This is a genomic window from Acinetobacter sp. YH12155 (assembly GCF_013418255.1).
GTDB lineage: Bacteria > Pseudomonadota > Gammaproteobacteria > Pseudomonadales > Moraxellaceae > Acinetobacter > Acinetobacter indicus.
In genome coordinates this window covers 183,156-202,319 of record NZ_VPCK01000002.1, presented here as the reverse complement: position 1 = coordinate 202,319, position 19,164 = coordinate 183,156, and the positions used below count along the sequence as shown (strand labels likewise).

Here is a 19,164-nt window from a genome sequence, read left to right as displayed (position 1 = left end):
AATTTTATGGTAAATGAATGGTGATATGCGCCTGTTCCGTTGGTGCAGTAATCACGTTTTGATATTGGCTCATTGCGCTACTGTTCTGGTTGGACAGCATGTAACGCAGGCCGGCAAAGGACAATAAGGCAAAAAGGGCTAAGAACAGCAAAATCCAGAAAAAAGGTAATTCACGGTGAATAATATGTTTGATCTGATCCGGTAAGGCGGCAAAAGGCGAAAACGCGGTTTTCTTGCCTTTCAGATAATCAATTTCATCGCCAACACGCGCCACAATATGGTTCAGCGCTTCCATCGACTCAATACGATATTTGCCCTGAAAGCCCAGCAGCATGCAGTAATGATAAACCTCTAAAGCCGCCAGACGTTCTTTGCCACGACTTCTGAGCTGTTCCAGCATTTCAAAAAAGCGATAGCCGGCCAGCTGCGAACCGAACAGATTGAGTTGTAGGGGATTAATCAGCCAGTGATTCTGCAAATCAAAAAATTGCGGGTCCTGCTGGGTCACAATGGTTTCATCCAGCAAGGCACAATACGCATATTTGGCATCGTGAATATCATCGGCTGAAAACTGCAGTTTTTTTGCCTGGGTTTCAAAGCGGTTCAGCATATCCATGATTTTTTCACGGAATGCTTCAACATTGCCTGGCACATACTGGTTCTTGATCAGGAACACAATATAGAAGCCGTCATGAAGTAAATCGACCAGATTGGCACTATTGCTAATTTTCGGGTTGACCTGTGGTGGGGTCAGACCAGTACCAATCTGACCATCATCAAATAAGGAAGGTGCATGATGTGGAGTATTCATGAAAAAATGTCCTTAACCGTTCATGACAGCAATAAGTTCAATAGAAAGATCCTGGAAGCCGGCCGGCACATAGATACAGATCGATTCCGAGTCGAGCATGCGTTGATACAGGTCATTATTCGGCTCAATTTCAAAATAGCTCACTCCGGAACGTACCGGAATAGCGGTCGGAACCTGCATCAGGTGATGAATTGGAATAGCCGGTAAGGCAGCCATCACGCGCTGTTCAACATCAACCGTATTACCGACTTTAAAACGCAGTGGCACAATCTGGATCAGTTCATGCGCCTGCATCATCGAGCTGGACACGGCAATATACAGACGGGTATCGCGAGTAATCTTGTCGGATTCCAGACTGCCGACCCAATAAGACGGACGGATTTCTTTCAGGGCGATGCTGATATAACGGCTGGAAATAATGGTATCCAGCAATTCTCTGAGGATGACATCCAGCTGTTCAAAACTGTCCTGTAGCTGATGATGCTTATAACGCGGCAACTGATCGACTTCATAGGCCGTCGAGAAGGTCAGCAAAGAACCAGTTAAACGTAATAATTCAAAAAATAGACGTTCCGGATGAATCTGGGGATATTGCAGAACATGACTTAAAGTCGCATGTGCAGTATTTAAGGCATTCACCAGCCAGAACGAAACAATATCGCCAGAACGGAACTCAATCAGTTTCTGTTCATTTTCCCGGTTATTGGTTTGAATGGTTTTGATTTTGGCTTTAATCACATTCAAGGTACGGCGCAGGCCTTGCAGCAGGCTGTCGCTCGATTCAATATGTAAAATTGGTGGAATAAATTTGCGCTCAAACTCGAAATGGCCGGAACTGTGGCGTTTGATTTTGGCCACCGGCAAATAGATAAAGCCATCCATTTCATGATTTGGTTCAAACTGGGCATCCAGCAGTTTAAATTCGGCACGGCGTTTCAGCAGGGTAATATCTGCCGGGGTAGCGTCGGTGAATAAATCATGGGTTTGAGTGAGATGTGAATGGTAACGGCCCGGTTGAGCGCCAGATTCAAACACCACATTATTTTTATTTGGCTGTACAATCGGTAGCGCTAGATAAACCAGCATTTCACCACGCAGATTCAGGTCATCCAGCTGTACCGGTTCAGGTAGTAAATCACGTGCTGGCGCCTGATAGATTTCTCCATCTTGCCACAGCATTTCAATACTTTCTAAAGCCAGCACATGGGTATTTAGCTGAGCTTCATCAAACTTTATAGATTGCACACCATAAGCAAATGGAATGGTGGAACGAACAGTATGGTTCAGGCGCTGTTCATGATAGCTGTCTTGCAACTGAAAATGTTGCGGGCGTAAAAATAAGCCTTCGCCCCAAAGAATTTTATCTGCTTTAAACATGGCACTTACCAATCACTATTTGTTTCATTAGAGCTTTGCACACCCAGTAATTCCTGAATATTTTCAAGCGGGTTGTCATTTTTAATTACCTGAGTCAGCCATTCATGCAGCGGCATCTGACTCCATTTAATGGTTTTTTGCAGCATGTAGCTGACCGGGCTATGGGGTTCATTGGCCTGAAAGTAATCGGCAATTTCCTGTAAAACCTGCATGGCCTGTTCACGGTTGGCCAGATGGTTTTGAGGTTGCGGTTGAAAACCGGTCGGTGCATTCATGATGGGCATCGCTATGGCAGGGGCTGCTGTAGTATTAATGGCATCAGCAGTCACAATGTTATTCTGTTCAGGTGCTTCAACCAGAGTCTGCGCGGCAAAGGCATCTGTTTTATATAATTTTTTAAGCGTGGAATGAATCGAATCAAGCTGTGAGTCAATAGCGGCAAAACTTGGCGCATCCAGGCCCATTAATTGATCCAGTACTTCTTTTAAACTTGACCACTGCTGCAAAATGTCCAGAAAGTGCTGGTAATTCTGGTATTGCAGCGACTTCGAGGTATTCAACAGCGCCTGATCAAACTGTTCCAGCTGTGGCGCAGCCGATTGATCAGATGAATCTTCACTTTGCTTGCGACGCAAATTGTCCTGATACAGAAAATTGTCATAATCACGCAGGCTCAGGTGCGGTGCAGTCACAATCGGCACGGTTTTAATCAGCACCGGAATCTGGTTGATCAAACCTTGTAATAAACCAATACGCTGGTCCAGATCATCATCTTCAATTTCCGGATGCAGCTGCAACCAGTATTCATTTAAGCTGCGATGGCTGAGTTGTATGGCTTGAGCAATGCCTTCAAAGCCATACAAATTGCTCCATGCTTCCAGCAGCCAGCCATATAAACGGATATCCTTGGTTTTACTTTCCAGTAATTCAGTCGATTTGCTATGTACAAAGCCCCAGTCGGCCTGTTTGGGTTCGGAGACCCAATCGCCCTGATCGAGAAGCGGATCATCCTGAGTTTTGGCCTTTTTAATGGCATGAAACTCATTGGAAAAAGAATAGTCTTCTCCGCAAGGCTGTTCAGCCGAAATGGGGTGTAACAATACATCGAGGTTGAGGTTCATTGCTGTTCTGAATCCTTGATCACGCTTCAGTCATCTTTGCTTTTTTACTGCTTCGTTTTTTGGCCGTTTTTTGTTCCGGATCGAGCTGATAGATGATTTCATCGTCTTTGACATCAATATGAATCAGTTGCGGAATTTTTTGCTCGGCCAGTGCCATCAGGATTTCTGTCGCCAAGGCCGGAAGCACCGAAGAATTCAGAATATTGTCGACATTACGTGCACCACTATCGACTTCGGTACAGCGACTCAGCAGTAATTCAATTAAATCGTCGGAATAGCTGACTTTGGTCTGGTACTGCTGTTCCAGACGCGCGGTAATTTTACCAAGTTTGTGCTGGATAATTTGCACCAGTAAATCATCATGCAATGGGTAATACGGCACAATCCGCATACGTCCTAAAAAGGCCGGTTTGAACTGCTTGTACAAACTTGGTTTCAGCTTTTCAATCAGCTGTTCTGCGCTTGGCCATTCATCTACCGGCAGCGGCAGGCAACTTTGCATGATGGCGCTGGAACCGGCGTTAGAGGTCAGCAGGATGGTAGTATTTTTAAAGTCAATCAGGCGACCTTCACCATCTTCGAGCATGCCTTTATCAAACACCTGATAGAACAGCTCCTGCACATCACTATGCGCTTTTTCAATTTCATCGAGCAGAACCACGCTATACGGATTGCGGCGCACGGCTTCTGTGAGCACACCGCCTTGACCATAACCGACATAACCTGGCGGCGCACCTTTTAAAGATGAAACCGTATGCGCTTCCTGATATTCCGACATGTTGATGGTAATCAGATGCGATTCGCCACCGTATAACTCATTGGCCAAGGCCAGGGCAGTTTCAGTTTTACCAACCCCACTTGGGCCGACCAGCAGGAATACGCCTTGCGGTTTGTTTGGATCTTCCAGCTTGGCTTTAGAGGTTTTAATGCCTTGCACCAGCTGATGCAGGGCAAAGTCCTGCCCCATAACACGCTCAGAAAGTTTATCTTCTAAGGTCAGAACCTGCTTGATTTCATCATTAACCATTTTTCCGACAGGAATACCGGTCCAGTCCGAGATAATTTCATTAATAATCTGGGCATTGACGCGTTCAAATACCAGCGGATGTTGACCTTGCAGTTGCTGCAACTGGCTGCGTAACTGCTGCATCTGGGTCTGGCTGTTTTCATCGGCTTCGGTCTGCTGTTCTAGCGTCTGAATCTGCTGAACCAGTTCCAGTTCTTGTTGCCATTGCTGTTGTGTATCGGCAATTTCCTGCTCAAGAGCAGTAATTTTCTGATTTAAACCGTCTAAACGTTCATGATGAATCGGGAAGTGTGCATGTTCTTTTTCAACAATTTCGCGTTCAAGTGTTAAATTGTGCAGCTGCGCCTGTAACTGATCGAGTTTCACCGGCTGGGCATTTTGAGTCAGCGCCACACGTGCAGCGGCGGTATCTAATACACTAATCGCTTTATCCGGGAGCTGGCGACCACTGATATAACGATGTGAGGCATGCACAGCCGTGACAATTGCTTCATCATCAATATTCAGCTTAAAGTGATTGGCCATCACCGGAATCATGGCGCGCAGCATATCAATTGCGACTTCTTCAGTTGGCTCTTCAACTTTGACCACCTGGAAACGGCGGCTGAGCGCGGCATCTTTTTCAAAATACTGTTTATATTCCGCCCAGGTGGTGGCCGCGATGGTACGTAACTCACCACGAGCCAGTGCTGGTTTCAGCAGGTTGGCGGCATCATTTTGACCGGCCTGACCACCAGCACCAATTAAGGTATGCGCTTCATCAATAAACAGGATAATCGGATGAGTCGAAGCCTGAACTTCCTGAATCACCTGTTTTAAGCGGTTTTCAAATTCACCTTTAACACTGGCACCAGCCTGTAACAGGCCCATATCCAGCACATGCAAATGCACGTTTTTCAGCGCATCGGGTACCTGGTTATTGGCAATTTTAAGTGCCAAACCTTCTACCACCGCAGTTTTTCCGACACCCGGTTCACCCGTTAAAATCGGATTGTTCTGACGGCGACGCATTAAAATGTCCAGCATCAGACGGATTTCAAATTCACGGCCAATCACCGGATCAATTGCGCCCGTTCTGGCTTTTTCAGTCAGGTTAATGGTGTATTGATCCAGCGCAGGTGTTTTTTTGCTATTTGGTGCAGGCTCGATAGCTGTGATGCTTTCAGTTTCAGCCGTTTCCGGGACAGTAGCGTTTTCATTTTCGACACTTTTGACACATACATCTAAGAATTTGTGCTTCATGGTGTCAATTGGGAACAGGTCAAACAAGCTCGAAGCACGCACTGCAATCTGATAAAGATCAGGTGCGGTTAGCAAAGCAACCAGTAAGTGACCGCTACGAATTTGCGGATTTTGCTCGGCCGAGGCTAATAACCAGGCTTGCTCTAACAGACGAATGATAGATTTTGCAAAGATAGGTGTACGAGAATTACCCTTTGGCAGGTGACTGACACTTTCTTTTAAATCATGAATGAGATCATCTTTTAAAATTTTATATTTATCGAGAAGGAGACTCAGGTCATTTTTATGGTCTTGGGTTAATAATTCTAGGAAAAAGTGTTCTATTTCAATTTCGTAGTTCTGCTGATTAATACAGGCATTGGCAGACTTTTCTAAGGCTGTTCTGGCATGACTTGATAGTTTATTAATCAAAATTTTTAAATTATTCATAACACGCTCTAGTTATAATTCCAGTCCAAATGGGTTAAAGTAGCGACCATGGGCTGAACATCGTTTTCAGTAAATAAAATAAATTTTACTTACATATCAATAATTTATATTGATATAAATATTAGGGTTGTAGTATTCTACCTAAAATTTTTTCAAAAATGAAAACAAATAAGACAAAAATAATTTTACCGGAAACAAAAGTATGACAATTATTGTCGATAGTTGGCAGAATTTGTCTTGACGCCAGAAGTTTATTTTTTGTTAAATTTGCGCGATGTTTTTTTTGATAAAAATTGTTCGTGTTCAGTTTTCAAATACACCCATTCACTATAAATGAATTTAGAAATTAGAGGCTCGTTTTGAAAAAAAGTATTCTTCTTTTTCCCCTAATGGCGACACTTTGTGCCACCCCAATTGCTTATGCAGATGAGCAGATTGAGCTAAAACGAGGCTGTATCAAGGATTATCCGCTGGTTAAGGGAGAAACTGATCAGGCATTGTTGGGGATTTATCAGCAAGTGTGTGCCAAAGAAAATAAAAAAAATCAAGAGGTGAAACAAGAACTGCAAGTTCAAGCCGCAAAACGTTTTCAGGAACTTGGTAAAAATATGAAGACCCTGCAGCTGGTAGAACAGCTGGAAAACCAGGGCGTACGCCATCCAGACCTGACTGATGCGCACTTTTTAGCAGGCGTTTCGATTGCCAAAAATGCCTTAAACTATATGCGTACCGAGCAAATGCGCTTTTTATCTGACGAAGTGACCTATCCAGCGGCCAAGGAATTATCGGATACTATCCGCGCTTCAGTGCCTGCTCCGGATACCAGTTCTGCCAAGGCCATTACCAATGCATCGCTTGCCAAAAAAGCTGCAGCCCAACGTGCTGCAGCACGTAAAGCAAGCAGTAATGCAAGTCGTGCTAAAACCACACGTACCGCATCGACCAAGGCAGCAACTGCAACAAGAACAACTGCTCCGGCAGCAAAACCAGCGGCTTCAAATAATCCATTTGAATCGCTACGAAAATAATAAAACAGGATCACTGTATTATGGCTAAACGTGAAAGTGTACAAAAGAAACTTCAGCGCATTCGTCCTCCACGTGTTCAACTGACTTATGATGTTGAAGTGGGTGATGGTAAAGAAGTGAAAGAATTGCCTTTTGTGGTGGGGGTATTGGGGGATTTCTCTGCTGCTTCTGAACTGGAAAAGACCAAATTAAAAGATAAAAAATTCATTAATGTTGACCTGGATAACATTGATGAAGTGATGGAATCTTTGGCGCCACGTGCAGCATTCGATGTGGAAAATACCTTAACTGAAGAGGGCGGTCGCATGTCGGTGGATCTGACCTTCACTTCCATGGAAGATTTCCGTCCGGAAAGTGTAGTACAACAGGTTGATCCGCTGCGTAAACTGGTCGAAGCACGTGAGCGTTTAACCGATTTGCGTAACAAGATTTCCAATAGCGAACGTCTGGAAGATCTGCTGGATGAAGTATTAAAAAATACTGACCAGATTCGTAAATTAAGCGCGGAGGCAGATCATGACTAATGCTCAGGCCGTTCAGGCGCAAACCCAGACTGCAGAAGAACTGACTTTGCTGGACTCGATTGTCGAGCAAAGCCGGATTGCCCGCAATGAAGAAGAACATGACCGTGCCAAAAGCCTGATTGGTGAACTGGCCAAAGAAGTCATGGCCGGCACAATCACTGTTTCTGAAAACATGACTTTGTCGATTGACAAACGTATCGCTGAAATTGATGCGCTGATTTCTGCCCAGCTCAGCAAAATCATGCATCATGAGCAGTTCCAGAAAATTGAATCGACCTGGCGCGGTTTATATTATTTCTGTCAGGAAACACCGTCGAATCCGCTGATTAAAATCCGCATGCTGAATACGACCAAAAAAGAACTGGTCAAAGATTTCCAGGGCGCGACTGATTTTGATCAGAGTACCTTGTTCAAGAAAATCTATGAAGAAGAGTATGGTTCATTTGGTGGTGCACCGTATGCGACTTTAATTGGTGACTTCGAGTTTGACCGTACGCCTTCAGATATGTATCTGCTGGAGCAGATTTCGCACGTGGCTGCGGCATCGCATGCACCATTTATTTCTGCGGCAAGTCCGAGCATTCTGGGGCTGGAATCGTTTACCGATATTGACCGTCCACGTGATGTATCCAAGATTTTCGAAACTGCAGAATATGTACAGTGGCGTTCATTTCGTGACAGCGAAGATTCACGTTATGTCGCATTGACCATGCCGCGTGTATTGGGCCGTTTACCGTTCCATCCGAAAGATGGTGCAGCCACTGAAGGCTTTAACTTTATTGAAGAAGTGTCGGGCCAAAACCATGATGAATATTTATGGATGAATGCGGCGTATGCCTTTGGTACCCGTTTAACCAATGCCTTTGATATGCATGGCTGGTGTGCGGCAATTCGTGGCGTTGAAGGTGGTGGTCTGGTCGAAGGCCTGCCGGTCCATACCTTTAAAACCAGCGATGGCGAAGTGGTCTTCAAGTGTCCAACTGAAATTGCCATTACTGACCGTCGTGAAAAAGAATTAAGCGATTTAGGCTTCATTCCACTGGTACATTGTAAAAATACTGACTACGCGGCGTTCTTTGGTGCGCAATCTGCACAAAAACCGAAGAAATACGACAGCGATAGCGCCAATGCCAACTCGGCCTTATCTAGCCAGATTCAATATATTATGGCGGTTTCGCGTATTGCCCATTATTTAAAAGCCATGATGCGCGACAAGGTCGGCAGCTTTGCCTCTGCTGGCAATGTTGAAGCCTTTTTAAATGACTGGTTATCGCAATACGTCTTGCTTGACGACGGTGCCTCTCAGGAAGCGAAAGCACAATATCCACTTCGTGAAGCATCGGTAAAGGTTGTAGAAAATCCTGCTCAGCCGGGACACTACAAGTCTGTGGTTTTCTTAAGACCACATTTCCAGTTGGACGAGTTGTCGGTTTCTTTGCGACTTGTTACTGAGTTACCTCAGTCCTCAAATTGAGGCAACTTATAATAACTTTTAACTAAAACAGGAAAATTTATAAAATGAAAGATATCTACGTACAGTTTCGAGGGAAGTATAAAGTTGATGGCGAATCGCGTGACGCAGAGCACAAAGATTGGCTAGAAGTAAATTCTTGGGCGCACAATATCCGTCAGCCTAAATCAGCGACTTCTTCAAGTGTAGGTGGTCATACTGCTGAGCGTGTAGAACACTCAGACATGGTTTTTGTTAAAGATTTGGATGCAACCAGTCCAAAACTTTGGGAAGCATGTTCTGCGGGTTATACCTTCGATGAAGTACAGATCGATTTCTATCGTGCTAACGGTGACAAGCGTATCAAGTACCTGCAAATCAAACTGAAGCATGTACTGGTTTCAAGTGTAACGCCAACCGTGAATGAAGAAGGTGTTCCAACTGAATCATTCGGTTTGAAATATGCTGCAGTCGAGTGGACTTATAACCAGCAAGATATTAACGGTACCCAAAAAGGTGCAGTTACTAAAAAATGGTCACTTTCAAATAATACAGCCTCTTACGCTGCTTAATTTGTATGACCACGGGAGGCTGGCGTTCTGCCAGCCTCTACCTGATTTTATGCTTAATTAGTAATACATGAATTTAGACCAGCTTTATCCGTACGGTTTTAGAACTACATTATTTGACCGGCTTTTAACTACAGAAGATTATCATTTAAAGGGGTTGTCATTACAGGAACTTCGCGAATCTGTCGCTGCAGATCTGGAAGACCTGCTCAATAGCCGCATGGCATCTTTACATGAACAGATTGATGATTTTCCACTGGTCAAAAAGTCCATTATGCAGTTCGGGATTATTGATTTTGTCGGCTTATCGACCGCTAATCCAAGTGACCGCGATAAAATCTGCCAGTCTATTGCACAATCCATCGCGGCACATGAACCGCGTTTAAGACAGATTAAAGTTGAAATGTTATTAGATGAACAGGATATGGGGGCATTGTGCTTGAGTATTCAGGCCTATATCAATATTCATCCTTTATATGAACCTGTGATTTTTGATGCTTTATTAAAACCAACAACACAACAATATGTTATTTCGGCACGTGCATAAGTGGGATTCCTGTGATTGAAGACTTGTTACCTTATTACGAAAAACAGCTGCAAGAATTCGGCCAGCAATCTCGTGAATTTTCCCAAAAATATCCTAAAATTGCCCAGCGTCTGTCTTTAAATCAGGAACAGATTGATGACCCGCATATCGAGCGTTTAATTCAGGCATTTTCACTAATAGCCGCGCGTATTGATAAAAAACTGGCAGACAGCTACGACATTTTTACCCGCGCCTTGTTTGAGGTCATGTTTCCACAGTACCTAAAGCCATTTCCGGCCTGTTCTGTGGTCAGCTTTGAAGATCTCAATAAAATTAAACAGCTGACCGAAGCACATACAATTCCCAAAGGCACGGCGTTAAAATCCAGAAGTTTCAAAGGCGTTCAATGCGAGTTTTCAAGCACACACAGCGTGAATTTATTGCCAATTCAGCTCAACAAGCTGGAATTCAAGAGCAATCCGAGTGCGCATATGCACTTGAACCAGAATGCAACCTTAAGTCTGGGTTTTGAAATTTTTAATCAGGCACACACATTGCTGCAACAACAGCAGTTGCCAATTTATCTGGATGCGATTTCCAATTTTCCGCTTCAGGTACTCGATGGTATTTTCAGTCCCAGTACCGGATTTTCATTAAAAATTGGCCAGCGCCAAATTCAGATTGCTAATCCGTTTCAGCTGATGGGCATGCATGAGCAGGAGAGTGTACTGCCGCTAGATGAGCATACCCATCATGCCTACCGGTTATTGCTGGAATATTTCTGCTTTCCGGAAAAGTTTAATTTCCTGAGTCTGAATCTGGATTTTCTGTGTTATCTTGAAGATCAGAGCCAGTTTGAATTGCTGATTCATCTGAAACTGAACCTGAATGATCAGATGGTGATTCGCAATTATTCCGAACTGAACGTGGCCAACTTTAAATTATTTGCCACACCGGTGGTGAACCTGTTTGAGAAGCAGGCCGAACCGCAAAAAATTGACCACAAGCAGCTGGAATATCCACTGGTGACCGATGCGCATCATCCTGAGTTTTATCAGATGTACAGCATTCAGGAAATGAACATGATCCGGGAAAAAACCAATCAGGATCAGGTGATTTTTCCGGTTTATCCATTTTTTGCCATGAGTCATTATCGGCATGAAGATATTCAGTTTTATTACGCCCTAAATGCCAAGCAGCTGCATAACCGTTTTGTGGAAACGGGCTACAGTGTATTGTCAAAGCAATTACAACCGCAGCACACCAAGTCGGATTTTATCAGCGCCAAACTGCTTTGCTCAAACCGTGACTTGCCACATGAGGCTTTAAGCCAAGCCAATAATATTTTAAATCTGAATGACAGCAGTCTGGCACGGCGCGCTCTGGTACTGAAGCGTCCGAATAAGCCGTATTATTTTGAGCAGAATAAAATGGAACAATGGCGGGTGATCTCGCATTTATCCTTAAACACCTTGTCTTTGATGAAAGGCGATGCGATCAGTCATATCAAAGAGCTGCTTGAACTTTATAACCTACCAAAATCTAAAGAAAATCATTTAATTATTGACTCAATTAAAGCGGTCGAGTTTTCGTTAACCCAGAAAATGGTCGAAGCTAAACCCTTTCCTTTATTTGTCCGTGGTCTGAAAGTGCATCTGGATATTGATCCACAGGTATTTCGTGGCCATAGCCTTTATATTTTCAGTACCTTGCTCAGTCATATCTTTAACTTAAAAGTTCAGATGAACAGCTTTGTGGATGTGGTGGTGCGCGATGCCAACAGCTTACAGGAGTTATACCAATGCGTGCAGAACGTTGGTGGCAAGAAACTTCTGTAATTGCAGATCTGGTTGAACAGCCGACGGCGTATGAGTTTATTCAGGCCACGCGGCTGCTGCGTCATGCACCTGAACAGGCCGTACAGACCGACTGGAAAAAGGGCTTTCAGTTTCAGACCTCGCTCAATCTGAATTTTCCGGCGGCAGAAATTGAAACGTTGGCGGTTGAAGATGATCAGATTCAGCTGACCAATTTAATGGTGGGACTCACCGGCATTCAGGGGGCCTTACCGTATACCTATACCCAGCGCATCCGCCAGAGTCCACGTATCCAGCGTGAAGAAACCGTGCAGTTCCTCAGTTTGTTTAATAACAAACTGACCGGCCAATATATTGAAGCCAGCTTGGCTTATAACTTGCCGGTACGTTATGAGGTCGAACACGACAATCATTATCTGGATATTCTGCATGCGCTCAATGGTTACATCCGTTCACAACATGAACAGGATGAGATGGATCATTATTTTGCAGAATTTTCAGGCCTGATGCAGGGCCAGAACAACACCGCACATGCCTTAAAAACCGTGCTGAACTGTATTTTCAAAACCGATTTTACTGTACATGAATTTATTGAAGAAAAATTCAAACTGGATGATGCGCATAAAACCTGTTTAGGCGGCAGCAATCCGGCCTTGCTTGGAGTAAATACCTTTTGTGGGGAAACCATCCGCCAGATTGATGGCAAGATTGAAATTGAAGTCGGACCTTTAAACCGGCAGCAATATCAGGAATTTTTACCGGGACAGCGAGCCAGCACTAAACTGAAAAAACTCTTACAGACCTGGTGCAGTCCGACTCTAATGGTTGACTTGCGTTTGGTGCTGAGCAAAGAAGACATTCAGCCTTTGTGTCTGAACTCCAGTCATCATGCGGGGCTAGGGCAAGGGGCTTTTTTAATGCCACAGGCACGGGCAGATAATCGTGATAGCTGTTATCCGCTGTTGGGGGATCAAAGATGATCAAGTGGATCATTGGCACTTTTGTCAGTATTTTTATTCTGGTCAGCACCGCCATTATCTTTTACTGGCGCGATATTCAGCATGATCCCGATACGGCAGATATGCTGGCATTTTTTGTGTTTTTGCCTTTGGCGATTACGCTGCTGCTGACGTCACCTTTCATCATTTATAGCGCAGTCCAGCGTTATAAAAAACGTCAGGAAGAACAAAAACAGCAGCAGGAGCAGGCGGCACTTGCCCAGCAACAGATTCCTGAAGAAAAAGTGGAGCCGGTCAGAACGGTGGCGCTGAACCTGTACAGTGGTTATAGCCAGCATGCCTTTGGTGAAAATGAACAGATTGTTGAAGAATTAAAAAATTTCACCAGTCCGGAGCTGGATCATCAGCTGTTAAATGCCTACGGCTTGCCAATTCTGTCCTATCGGATTAAAGACTTGGATGATGAAATTGAGCTGGACGACGATGCAGATGAATATAGCGTTGACAGCCAGCGCAGTTTACGTATGCGCCGGCTGGTCCAGCAGCAGCTGGTTCAGCACAGCGATGTACTGATGCAAATTGCCGAACATTTAAAACAGTCGGCACTGTTCTATGACAGCGAGCTGGCCTATCAGTACCGTATGCATCCGGGTTGGATTGATCCCAACCATCAGGAAGATGACAGCCTTGAACCTGAGCCGGTGCAACCTGTTATGCGTTTAAACCGGATTAATATTCATGTGGTGCTGGCAGAAGATTTGCTGCATTTGTGGAATGAAATGGACAGCCAGCAGATGATCATGGAGTTTATCCAGGATTTTCAGGTAATTCCGGAGCAGATTCATATCGAGCATCATTACTGGGGCAGTAAAAATGCCTATCAGGACTGGTTTGAATTGCTGGAACAGACCGCAGCACAAACCGAAGACGTATCACTAATTGTGCTGGTCGATTCTGAAATTGATCAGGACGTGATTGATGAAAAAACCTGGCTGACCGACCATTATTTACCGGCTGAATTTGTCTCTAGCTGTATTGTGGCCTCCACCGCGGTGCAGATTAACCAGTTAGAACCATTCAAAATGCTGCAGCTGGTGTTGAATGAAAAAAATATTGCCCATTACCTGCAGCAGCATCAGATGACAGAACTGGCGCAATTCGATCAGGAACAGCCTTTTGTGCTGATGCCGGATGATCCGACCCAGATTAAAGTCGTGAAGCAGATTGAACAGAGTTTTGCTGAGTCTCAAATCGAAACTCATCATTTTTTATATACAAAACAAAGTATTGGTCATACCCAACACTTATCGAAAGTGTTTTCTTTCATGTTGGGCATGCATCTTCCAGAGGGAATTATTTCCATGATTTACAGTACCGAACATCCGGCCACCCACGTACTTTTTATGCCGGTTTCTCATGAAACCCCACAAGGCTGATGTTGCAGTATCGCGCGAATTTTAGAACAACGAGAACAGTATGTTTTATACCATTTTAGGCTATGTCTGGCAGTATGTGACTAATCCGAAAGCGATTATTGCACTGTCTATTTTTGTGGCACTCATAGCATCTTATAACACCATTCCGCGCAATCTATTCTGGGCGCTGATGGCAGTGTATATTCTGGGTGTGGTCGGATACGGGATTTATGCCTTGATCCAGCGTTATCGTCATGAAAAGCAGGGCGAAGAGCTGGCCGAAGCCATCAGTAAAGACACCGAAGCTGAATACGGCAAGCAGAAAGATAAAGAAGAATTACAGCTGATTCAACAACAAATGAAAGAATCGATTCAGCTGATCCGCAAGTCTAAACTGGGCGATAAAAAGGGCAATGCGGCCTTATATGAATTGCCGTGGTATATGGTGATTGGTAACCCGGCCGCCGGAAAAAGTTCGGCGATTTATAATTCCGGTCTGAAATTTCCCTTTGAAGAAAGCCATCAGAAAATGGTGTCTGCCGGTTTAAGCGGTACCCGTAACTGTGACTGGTTCTTTTCCACCGAAGGGGTATTGCTGGATACAGCCGGGCGTTATTCGGTCTATTCCGAAGATCATTCTGAATGGCTCGGTTTTTTAGGTTTACTGAAGAAAAACCGTTCTCAGGCGCCAATTAATGGCCTGATTGTAATTGTCAGCATTGCCGAGCTGGTTAGCCAGAGTCCGGAAAAATCAATTAAATTGGCCAAGAATTTACGTGCCCGGATTCAGGATTTAACCGAGCGTCTGGAAATTTATCCACCGGTGTATCTGGTGTTTTCCAAAATGGACCTGATTGCCGGCTTTACCGAATTCTTTGAATGTTATGAAGTGAATGAGTTTGATCAGGTCTGGGGCGCAACCTTACCTTATGATGCGGAATCTTCTCAAAATGCGGTCGAGTTGTTTGAAAAGCATTACGGCATTTTATATGACGGTTTAAAAGGCGTGAGCACCACCCATTTAAGTCGCCGCCATTCACAGAATATTTCCCCAAGCGTCATGACTTTCCCGCTGGAATTCAAGAGCTTAAAGCCAGCACTGAAAACCTTTATTGGTACCTTGTTTGAAGATAATCCGTACCAGTTTAAACCGGTATTCCGTGGTTTTTATTTCACCAGTGCCTTACAGGAAGGCACCATTGAAAGCCCGATGACCGAACAGATTGCGCAAGACTTTTTACTGACCAAGATTCCCAACAGTGAACATGGTGTGCCGACCCGTTCAGTTTCACAAAACCATGGTTACTTCCTGAAAGGGCTGTTTTCTGATGTGATTCTGAAAGACAAGAATCTGGTCAAACAGCATATTAATCCACTGCGTAAACGCCAGCGTTATGTTGGCTTTATTGCTGCATTATTTGGTGTGTCGATTATTCTGGGACTGTGGGTCTGGTCGTATCGCAATAACCAGCAGTTAATTGCCGAAGTGCAGCAAGACCTGAATAAAGTCGTGCAAATCGAGCAGCGCTCTGGCACCGAACTGGCCGGACAGCTTGAAGCCTTGCTGATTCTGCAAAACCGTATGTCACAGCTGGACAGTTTTGCTGAAGATCGTCCATTAAAATTTGGCTTTGGTTTATACCAGGGCAATGAGCTGCGTGAAAAGCTGAAGACTGAATATTTGCAAGGCGTGCAGCAGATTGTGCTGCAGCCAGCACAGCAAAACATGGCACAGTATCTGCAACGGGTAAAAGCCAATGAAGAAACCCTGAAGGCCAATCATGTCAATGTGGAAATCAAGCAGGCGGCCAACCAGCAGAAATATCTGGAGCCATCGGACAGTAATCCGCAAGATGCGTACAATGCACTGAAAGCCTACTTGATGATGAGCAATCCGGAATATCGTGAAGCTGGTCATTTAAGTGATCAGGTCACGCGTTTCTGGCGTCCGTGGTTAGATGCCAACCGGGGGGATTTGGCGCGCGGCCAAATGCTGAAAGATGCCGAGCAGATTTTATCTTATGCCATGACCCTGGCCAATGATGCCAAATTCCCGAATCTGGAAGCGGATACCTTGGTGGTTGATCAGTCGCGTCAGGTGTTATTGTCTGTGGTGCGTGGTATGCCGGCACGTGATCGGGTCTATAACGAAATTAAAATGCGTGCAGCGGTACGTTTCCCGGCCTTAACCGTCAAACAGATGGTCGGTGAGAATAATCAGGCGGTGGTGCTGGGCAGTTATGCCTTACCGGGTGTATTTACCCAGAAAGCCTGGGCAGAATATGTCGAAACCGCCATTGATGAAGTCTCCAACCGGCCAACAGATTCTAAAGACTGGGTGTTAAACAGTACCCAGTCCGATGACCTGACCTTTAGTGGCAGCCCCGATCAGATCCGTAAACAGCTGACCGATCTGTACAAGCAGGAATATATTGCAGAATGGCGTAAATTCCTGGCTGGTGTGCACTATGCCAAAGGCAAGGAATTTAAACAGTCTGCGCAGAATATTGAAAAACTGGGTGAACCGGAAAATTCACCAATCCGTCAGATGATTACCCGGATTGCACAGGAAACCTCGTGGGATAATCCGGTGGTTCAGGCAGAACTAGCCGCACCGCAAAAAGGTTTTATTGCCTGGTTTAAACGTAAAGTGTTGAACCGCGATGAAGCGAAAATGGCGGAACAGGCCGTAGCCAGAGCACAAGGACCAATTTCCAAAGAATTCCAGATGTTCTATCAGCTGGTACGTAAGCGTGATGACCAGCAGAACAAGTCTTTACTGGATGAGTATATGCAAGCGATTGCTCAGGTGCGCAGCAAGTTCAATGACCTGAAAAGTGCGGGCGATATTGGTCCATCGGCCATGACCTTGGTGAAACAGACCATCAATGATCAAAGTTCGGTGTTTAACAGTACCCAGAAACTGGTCGATGAGAAGATGACGGTGGGCTTAAATGAACGTGACCAGCAGCTATTACAAAAACTGTTGATCAGTCCATTAACGCATTCATTTGAAAGCCTGTTAATTCCGGCACAGGATGAAATCAATAAACTCTGGACCATGCAGGCTTATCAGCCATTTAGCGCCAATTTAAGCAAAAAATATCCGTTTAATTCATCTGCGACCTTACAGGCGACCAGCAATGAAATTAGCCAGATTTTTGGTGAAAATGGCAGTATCGCCCGTTTTGTGAAAGAGTATTTAGATCCGCTGGTGATCCGTCGTGGCTATACCTTAACCTCAAAAACCTGGAAAGATTTAGGTATCAGCCTGAACCCGCAATTTGTGATGAATTTCCAGAGCTATGTCGCGCCTAGCAATGGCATGGCGACAGGAGAATTGTCTCAAACCGCGGCGCAAGCACCGGTGAATCAGTCCAACTTCCAGTTCTATCCATTACAGAATCCGCAATTACTGGCCTATACCATTGATATTGATGGGCAGCGTATGGTTTATGAAAATGGCATTCAGCAATGGGTGAATTTCGTCTGGCCAAATCCGGGTGCGATTCCGGGTGCGCGTATTACAGCGGTGGATTTAGAAGGTAAAACCCATACCGTCTTTGATGAACCGGGTGAGTACGGCATTAACCGTCTGATTGACACGGCTCAGCGTACCCAGCAAGGCGGCAGCTTTGAAATGGTCTGGAAAAGCAAGCAGGACCCGAATATTGCGGTGAAACTGAACTTCCGACTGATTAGCGGCAACTCGGGTAATATTGGCTCAAGCCGTGGCTATGCGGGTTTACAGCTGGTTGATCAGGTGGTTACCAATAAATCGGTACGTGTTGTGGCTGCGCAAACAGCACCGACACCTGCCACTGCACGCACCAATAGCACATCGCCTTTAAAAGGAATTGAAGGAGTACAGCCATGATCAGCCAGAACAGGCGAGTGGGAGAGCAGGGATGAATGAGCTGAAAACCCTGCCATTTTATTATGGTAAATGTCCGGCCCGAGGCGATTTTTTGAAAACCAAAGGCCAATCTTCACTGATTCAGGTACTGGATCAGTGGATTACTGAGGCGCTGGAAAAAGCGATGCAATCTCCAGAGTTTCAAAGGCGCTATACGCAGTTGCCATCACTGGATTTTTTCATTGCCAATCCGCAGGAATATAAATTTCTGGTGGCCAACTTAATTGCCAGCGAAGACAGTTCGGGACGACAGTTTCCGATGGTACTGAGCCATCTGTTAGATGTAGATGTCCCCCTGGAGCATTTGCTGTATGCGCCTTATCGCTATAAACAGACCCTGATTGATCTGTTTCAGAAAAACCGGGTGCTCAAGTCGATTCGTGATCCTGAGATTTTGCTGGACAAGCTGGCCAAACTGAATAACCAGATTCAGGTGTTTGATGTGCATGAAAGTGCAGCATTTTATGAACATCATACGACACATTCTTTTGCCCAGTTGATGAAAATCAGCACCTATGAGCTGGCACAAAGCATGATTGGACTGGGATTATTGCTGCAACCGGTGATCCATCAAGGCACCAGTAAATTAAATAAAGTGCTGATTTTACCGATTAATAATCATGCCTATTGCTATGAAATTGCAGCATTTTGGGTCAGTCTGATTAGCCGTTTTGTCGCCAATCAGAACACAGAATTGCTGGTCGGTTTACTGCATTATGACAAACCCTTGCTGATTTTTGGCTTTCATGGCGCAGATATTCAGGCTTTAAGCGAAATTTTCACCCAAAACCTGGACAGTTCACATTGGGTCTCATTGGTCAATGCCAGCTGGATTGATCCGTATCTGGAGCAAAATGCAGGTTTGGCGGCGTTGGAACAGGCTTTATGTGAACGCCAGCTTAGCTTAAGCCAGGGAATCAAACTCTTTAGACAGACTTTTATAGATGGATAAA

At 44.8% G+C, this 19,164-nt stretch carries 14 protein-coding genes; 10 read left to right on the top strand and 4 right to left on the bottom strand.

Translation table 11 applies throughout. The annotated features are described in order from the left end of the window. Nucleotides 1–4: 4 nt before the first annotated feature. The 4 genes from icmH to tssH are packed head-to-tail and all read right to left on the bottom strand — an operon-like array spanning nucleotide 5 to nucleotide 6,007. Nucleotides 5–811, bottom strand: a complete 807-nt coding sequence (gene icmH / locus FTU86_RS02315) for a type IVB secretion system protein IcmH/DotU (protein WP_075175230.1) — start codon at nucleotides 809–811, stop codon at nucleotides 5–7. Nucleotides 812–823: 12 nt separating this feature from the next. Continuing rightward, on the bottom strand, nucleotides 824–2,188 hold the full coding sequence (tssK, locus tag FTU86_RS02310; RefSeq protein ID WP_005177795.1) for a type VI secretion system baseplate subunit TssK: 1,365 nt from the start codon (nucleotides 2,186–2,188) through the stop codon (nucleotides 824–826). Between the two features lie 5 nt (nucleotides 2,189–2,193). Continuing rightward, nucleotides 2,194–3,309, bottom strand: a complete 1,116-nt coding sequence (tssA, locus tag FTU86_RS02305) for a type VI secretion system protein TssA (RefSeq protein ID WP_180036330.1) — start codon at nucleotides 3,307–3,309, stop codon at nucleotides 2,194–2,196. A 19-nt stretch (nucleotides 3,310–3,328) separates the two neighbouring features. Next, nucleotides 3,329–6,007, bottom strand: coding sequence for a type VI secretion system ATPase TssH (gene tssH / locus FTU86_RS02300; RefSeq protein WP_180036331.1), 2,679 nt, complete (start codon nucleotides 6,005–6,007; stop codon nucleotides 3,329–3,331). Between the two features lie 389 nt (nucleotides 6,008–6,396). Here tssH and FTU86_RS02295 point away from each other — a divergent pair, with 389 nt between their 5' ends. From FTU86_RS02295 to tagF, 10 genes are all read left to right on the top strand, one after another. Next, nucleotides 6,397–7,035, top strand: a complete 639-nt coding sequence (locus FTU86_RS02295; protein WP_104483770.1) for a hypothetical protein — start codon at nucleotides 6,397–6,399, stop codon at nucleotides 7,033–7,035. 20 nt (nucleotides 7,036–7,055) lie between these two features. After that, a complete protein-coding gene (gene tssB / locus FTU86_RS02290; protein WP_045795670.1) occupies nucleotides 7,056–7,559 on the top strand; it encodes a type VI secretion system contractile sheath small subunit in 504 nt (167 codons plus the stop codon). Next, nucleotides 7,552–9,033 carry a type VI secretion system contractile sheath large subunit gene (gene tssC, locus FTU86_RS02285; RefSeq protein WP_005177804.1) on the top strand — a complete coding sequence of 494 codons (1,482 nt, stop codon included), beginning with the start codon at nucleotides 7,552–7,554 and terminating at the stop codon, nucleotides 9,031–9,033. Before tssB ends, tssC begins: the two co-directional genes overlap by 8 nt. Before the next feature lie 44 nt (nucleotides 9,034–9,077). Beyond that, nucleotides 9,078–9,581 (top strand): type VI secretion system tube protein Hcp, encoded by a 504-nt coding sequence (locus FTU86_RS02280; RefSeq protein WP_005177807.1) that lies wholly within the window; start codon nucleotides 9,078–9,080, stop codon nucleotides 9,579–9,581. 67 nt (nucleotides 9,582–9,648) lie between these two features. Further along, nucleotides 9,649–10,125, top strand: a complete 477-nt coding sequence (gene tssE / locus FTU86_RS02275; RefSeq protein WP_045795669.1) for a type VI secretion system baseplate subunit TssE — start codon at nucleotides 9,649–9,651, stop codon at nucleotides 10,123–10,125. A gap of 11 nt (nucleotides 10,126–10,136) precedes the next feature. Further along, nucleotides 10,137–11,942 carry a type VI secretion system baseplate subunit TssF gene (tssF, locus tag FTU86_RS02270; protein ID WP_180006510.1) on the top strand — a complete coding sequence of 602 codons (1,806 nt, stop codon included), beginning with the start codon at nucleotides 10,137–10,139 and terminating at the stop codon, nucleotides 11,940–11,942. After that, nucleotides 11,906–12,901 (top strand): type VI secretion system baseplate subunit TssG, encoded by a 996-nt coding sequence (gene tssG, locus FTU86_RS02265; RefSeq protein ID WP_160243206.1) that lies wholly within the window; start codon nucleotides 11,906–11,908, stop codon nucleotides 12,899–12,901. The genes tssF and tssG overlap by 37 nt, the downstream gene beginning before the upstream one ends. After that, complete coding sequence (locus FTU86_RS02260) at nucleotides 12,898–14,316, top strand: hypothetical protein (protein WP_168399662.1); 1,419 nt, start codon at nucleotides 12,898–12,900, stop codon at nucleotides 14,314–14,316. Before tssG ends, FTU86_RS02260 begins: the two co-directional genes overlap by 4 nt. Nucleotides 14,317–14,356: 40 nt before the next feature. Continuing rightward, a complete protein-coding gene (tssM, locus tag FTU86_RS02255) occupies nucleotides 14,357–18,172 on the top strand; it encodes a type VI secretion system membrane subunit TssM (protein WP_180036332.1) in 3,816 nt (1,271 codons plus the stop codon). 31 nt (nucleotides 18,173–18,203) lie between these two features. Next, nucleotides 18,204–19,163, top strand: coding sequence for a type VI secretion system-associated protein TagF (gene tagF / locus FTU86_RS02250; protein ID WP_168381391.1), 960 nt, complete (start codon nucleotides 18,204–18,206; stop codon nucleotides 19,161–19,163). Nucleotide 19,164 lies beyond the last annotated feature (1 nt).

Excerpts from the sequence above, each read along its gene's own strand:
- tagF (WP_168381391.1), top strand. The coding sequence starts at position 18,204 with ATGAATGAGCTGAAAACCCTGCCATTTTATTATGGTAAATGTCCGGCC.
- tssC (WP_005177804.1), top strand. The coding sequence starts at position 7,552 with ATGACTAATGCTCAGGCCGTTCAGGCGCAAACCCAGACTGCAGAAGAA.
- FTU86_RS02295 (WP_104483770.1), top strand. The coding sequence starts at position 6,397 with ATGGCGACACTTTGTGCCACCCCAATTGCTTATGCAGATGAGCAGATT.
- tssH (WP_180036331.1), bottom strand. The coding sequence starts at position 6,007 with ATGAATAATTTAAAAATTTTGATTAATAAACTATCAAGTCATGCCAGA.
- FTU86_RS02260 (WP_168399662.1), top strand. The coding sequence starts at position 12,898 with ATGATCAAGTGGATCATTGGCACTTTTGTCAGTATTTTTATTCTGGTC.
- FTU86_RS02280 (WP_005177807.1), top strand. The coding sequence starts at position 9,078 with ATGAAAGATATCTACGTACAGTTTCGAGGGAAGTATAAAGTTGATGGC.
- tssK (WP_005177795.1), bottom strand. The coding sequence starts at position 2,188 with ATGTTTAAAGCAGATAAAATTCTTTGGGGCGAAGGCTTATTTTTACGC.
- tssB (WP_045795670.1), top strand. The coding sequence starts at position 7,056 with ATGGCTAAACGTGAAAGTGTACAAAAGAAACTTCAGCGCATTCGTCCT.
- tssA (WP_180036330.1), bottom strand. The coding sequence starts at position 3,309 with ATGAACCTCAACCTCGATGTATTGTTACACCCCATTTCGGCTGAACAG.
- tssE (WP_045795669.1), top strand. The coding sequence starts at position 9,649 with ATGAATTTAGACCAGCTTTATCCGTACGGTTTTAGAACTACATTATTT.
- icmH (WP_075175230.1), bottom strand. The coding sequence starts at position 811 with ATGAATACTCCACATCATGCACCTTCCTTATTTGATGATGGTCAGATT.
- tssG (WP_160243206.1), top strand. The coding sequence starts at position 11,906 with ATGCGTGCAGAACGTTGGTGGCAAGAAACTTCTGTAATTGCAGATCTG.
- tssM (WP_180036332.1), top strand. The coding sequence starts at position 14,357 with ATGTTTTATACCATTTTAGGCTATGTCTGGCAGTATGTGACTAATCCG.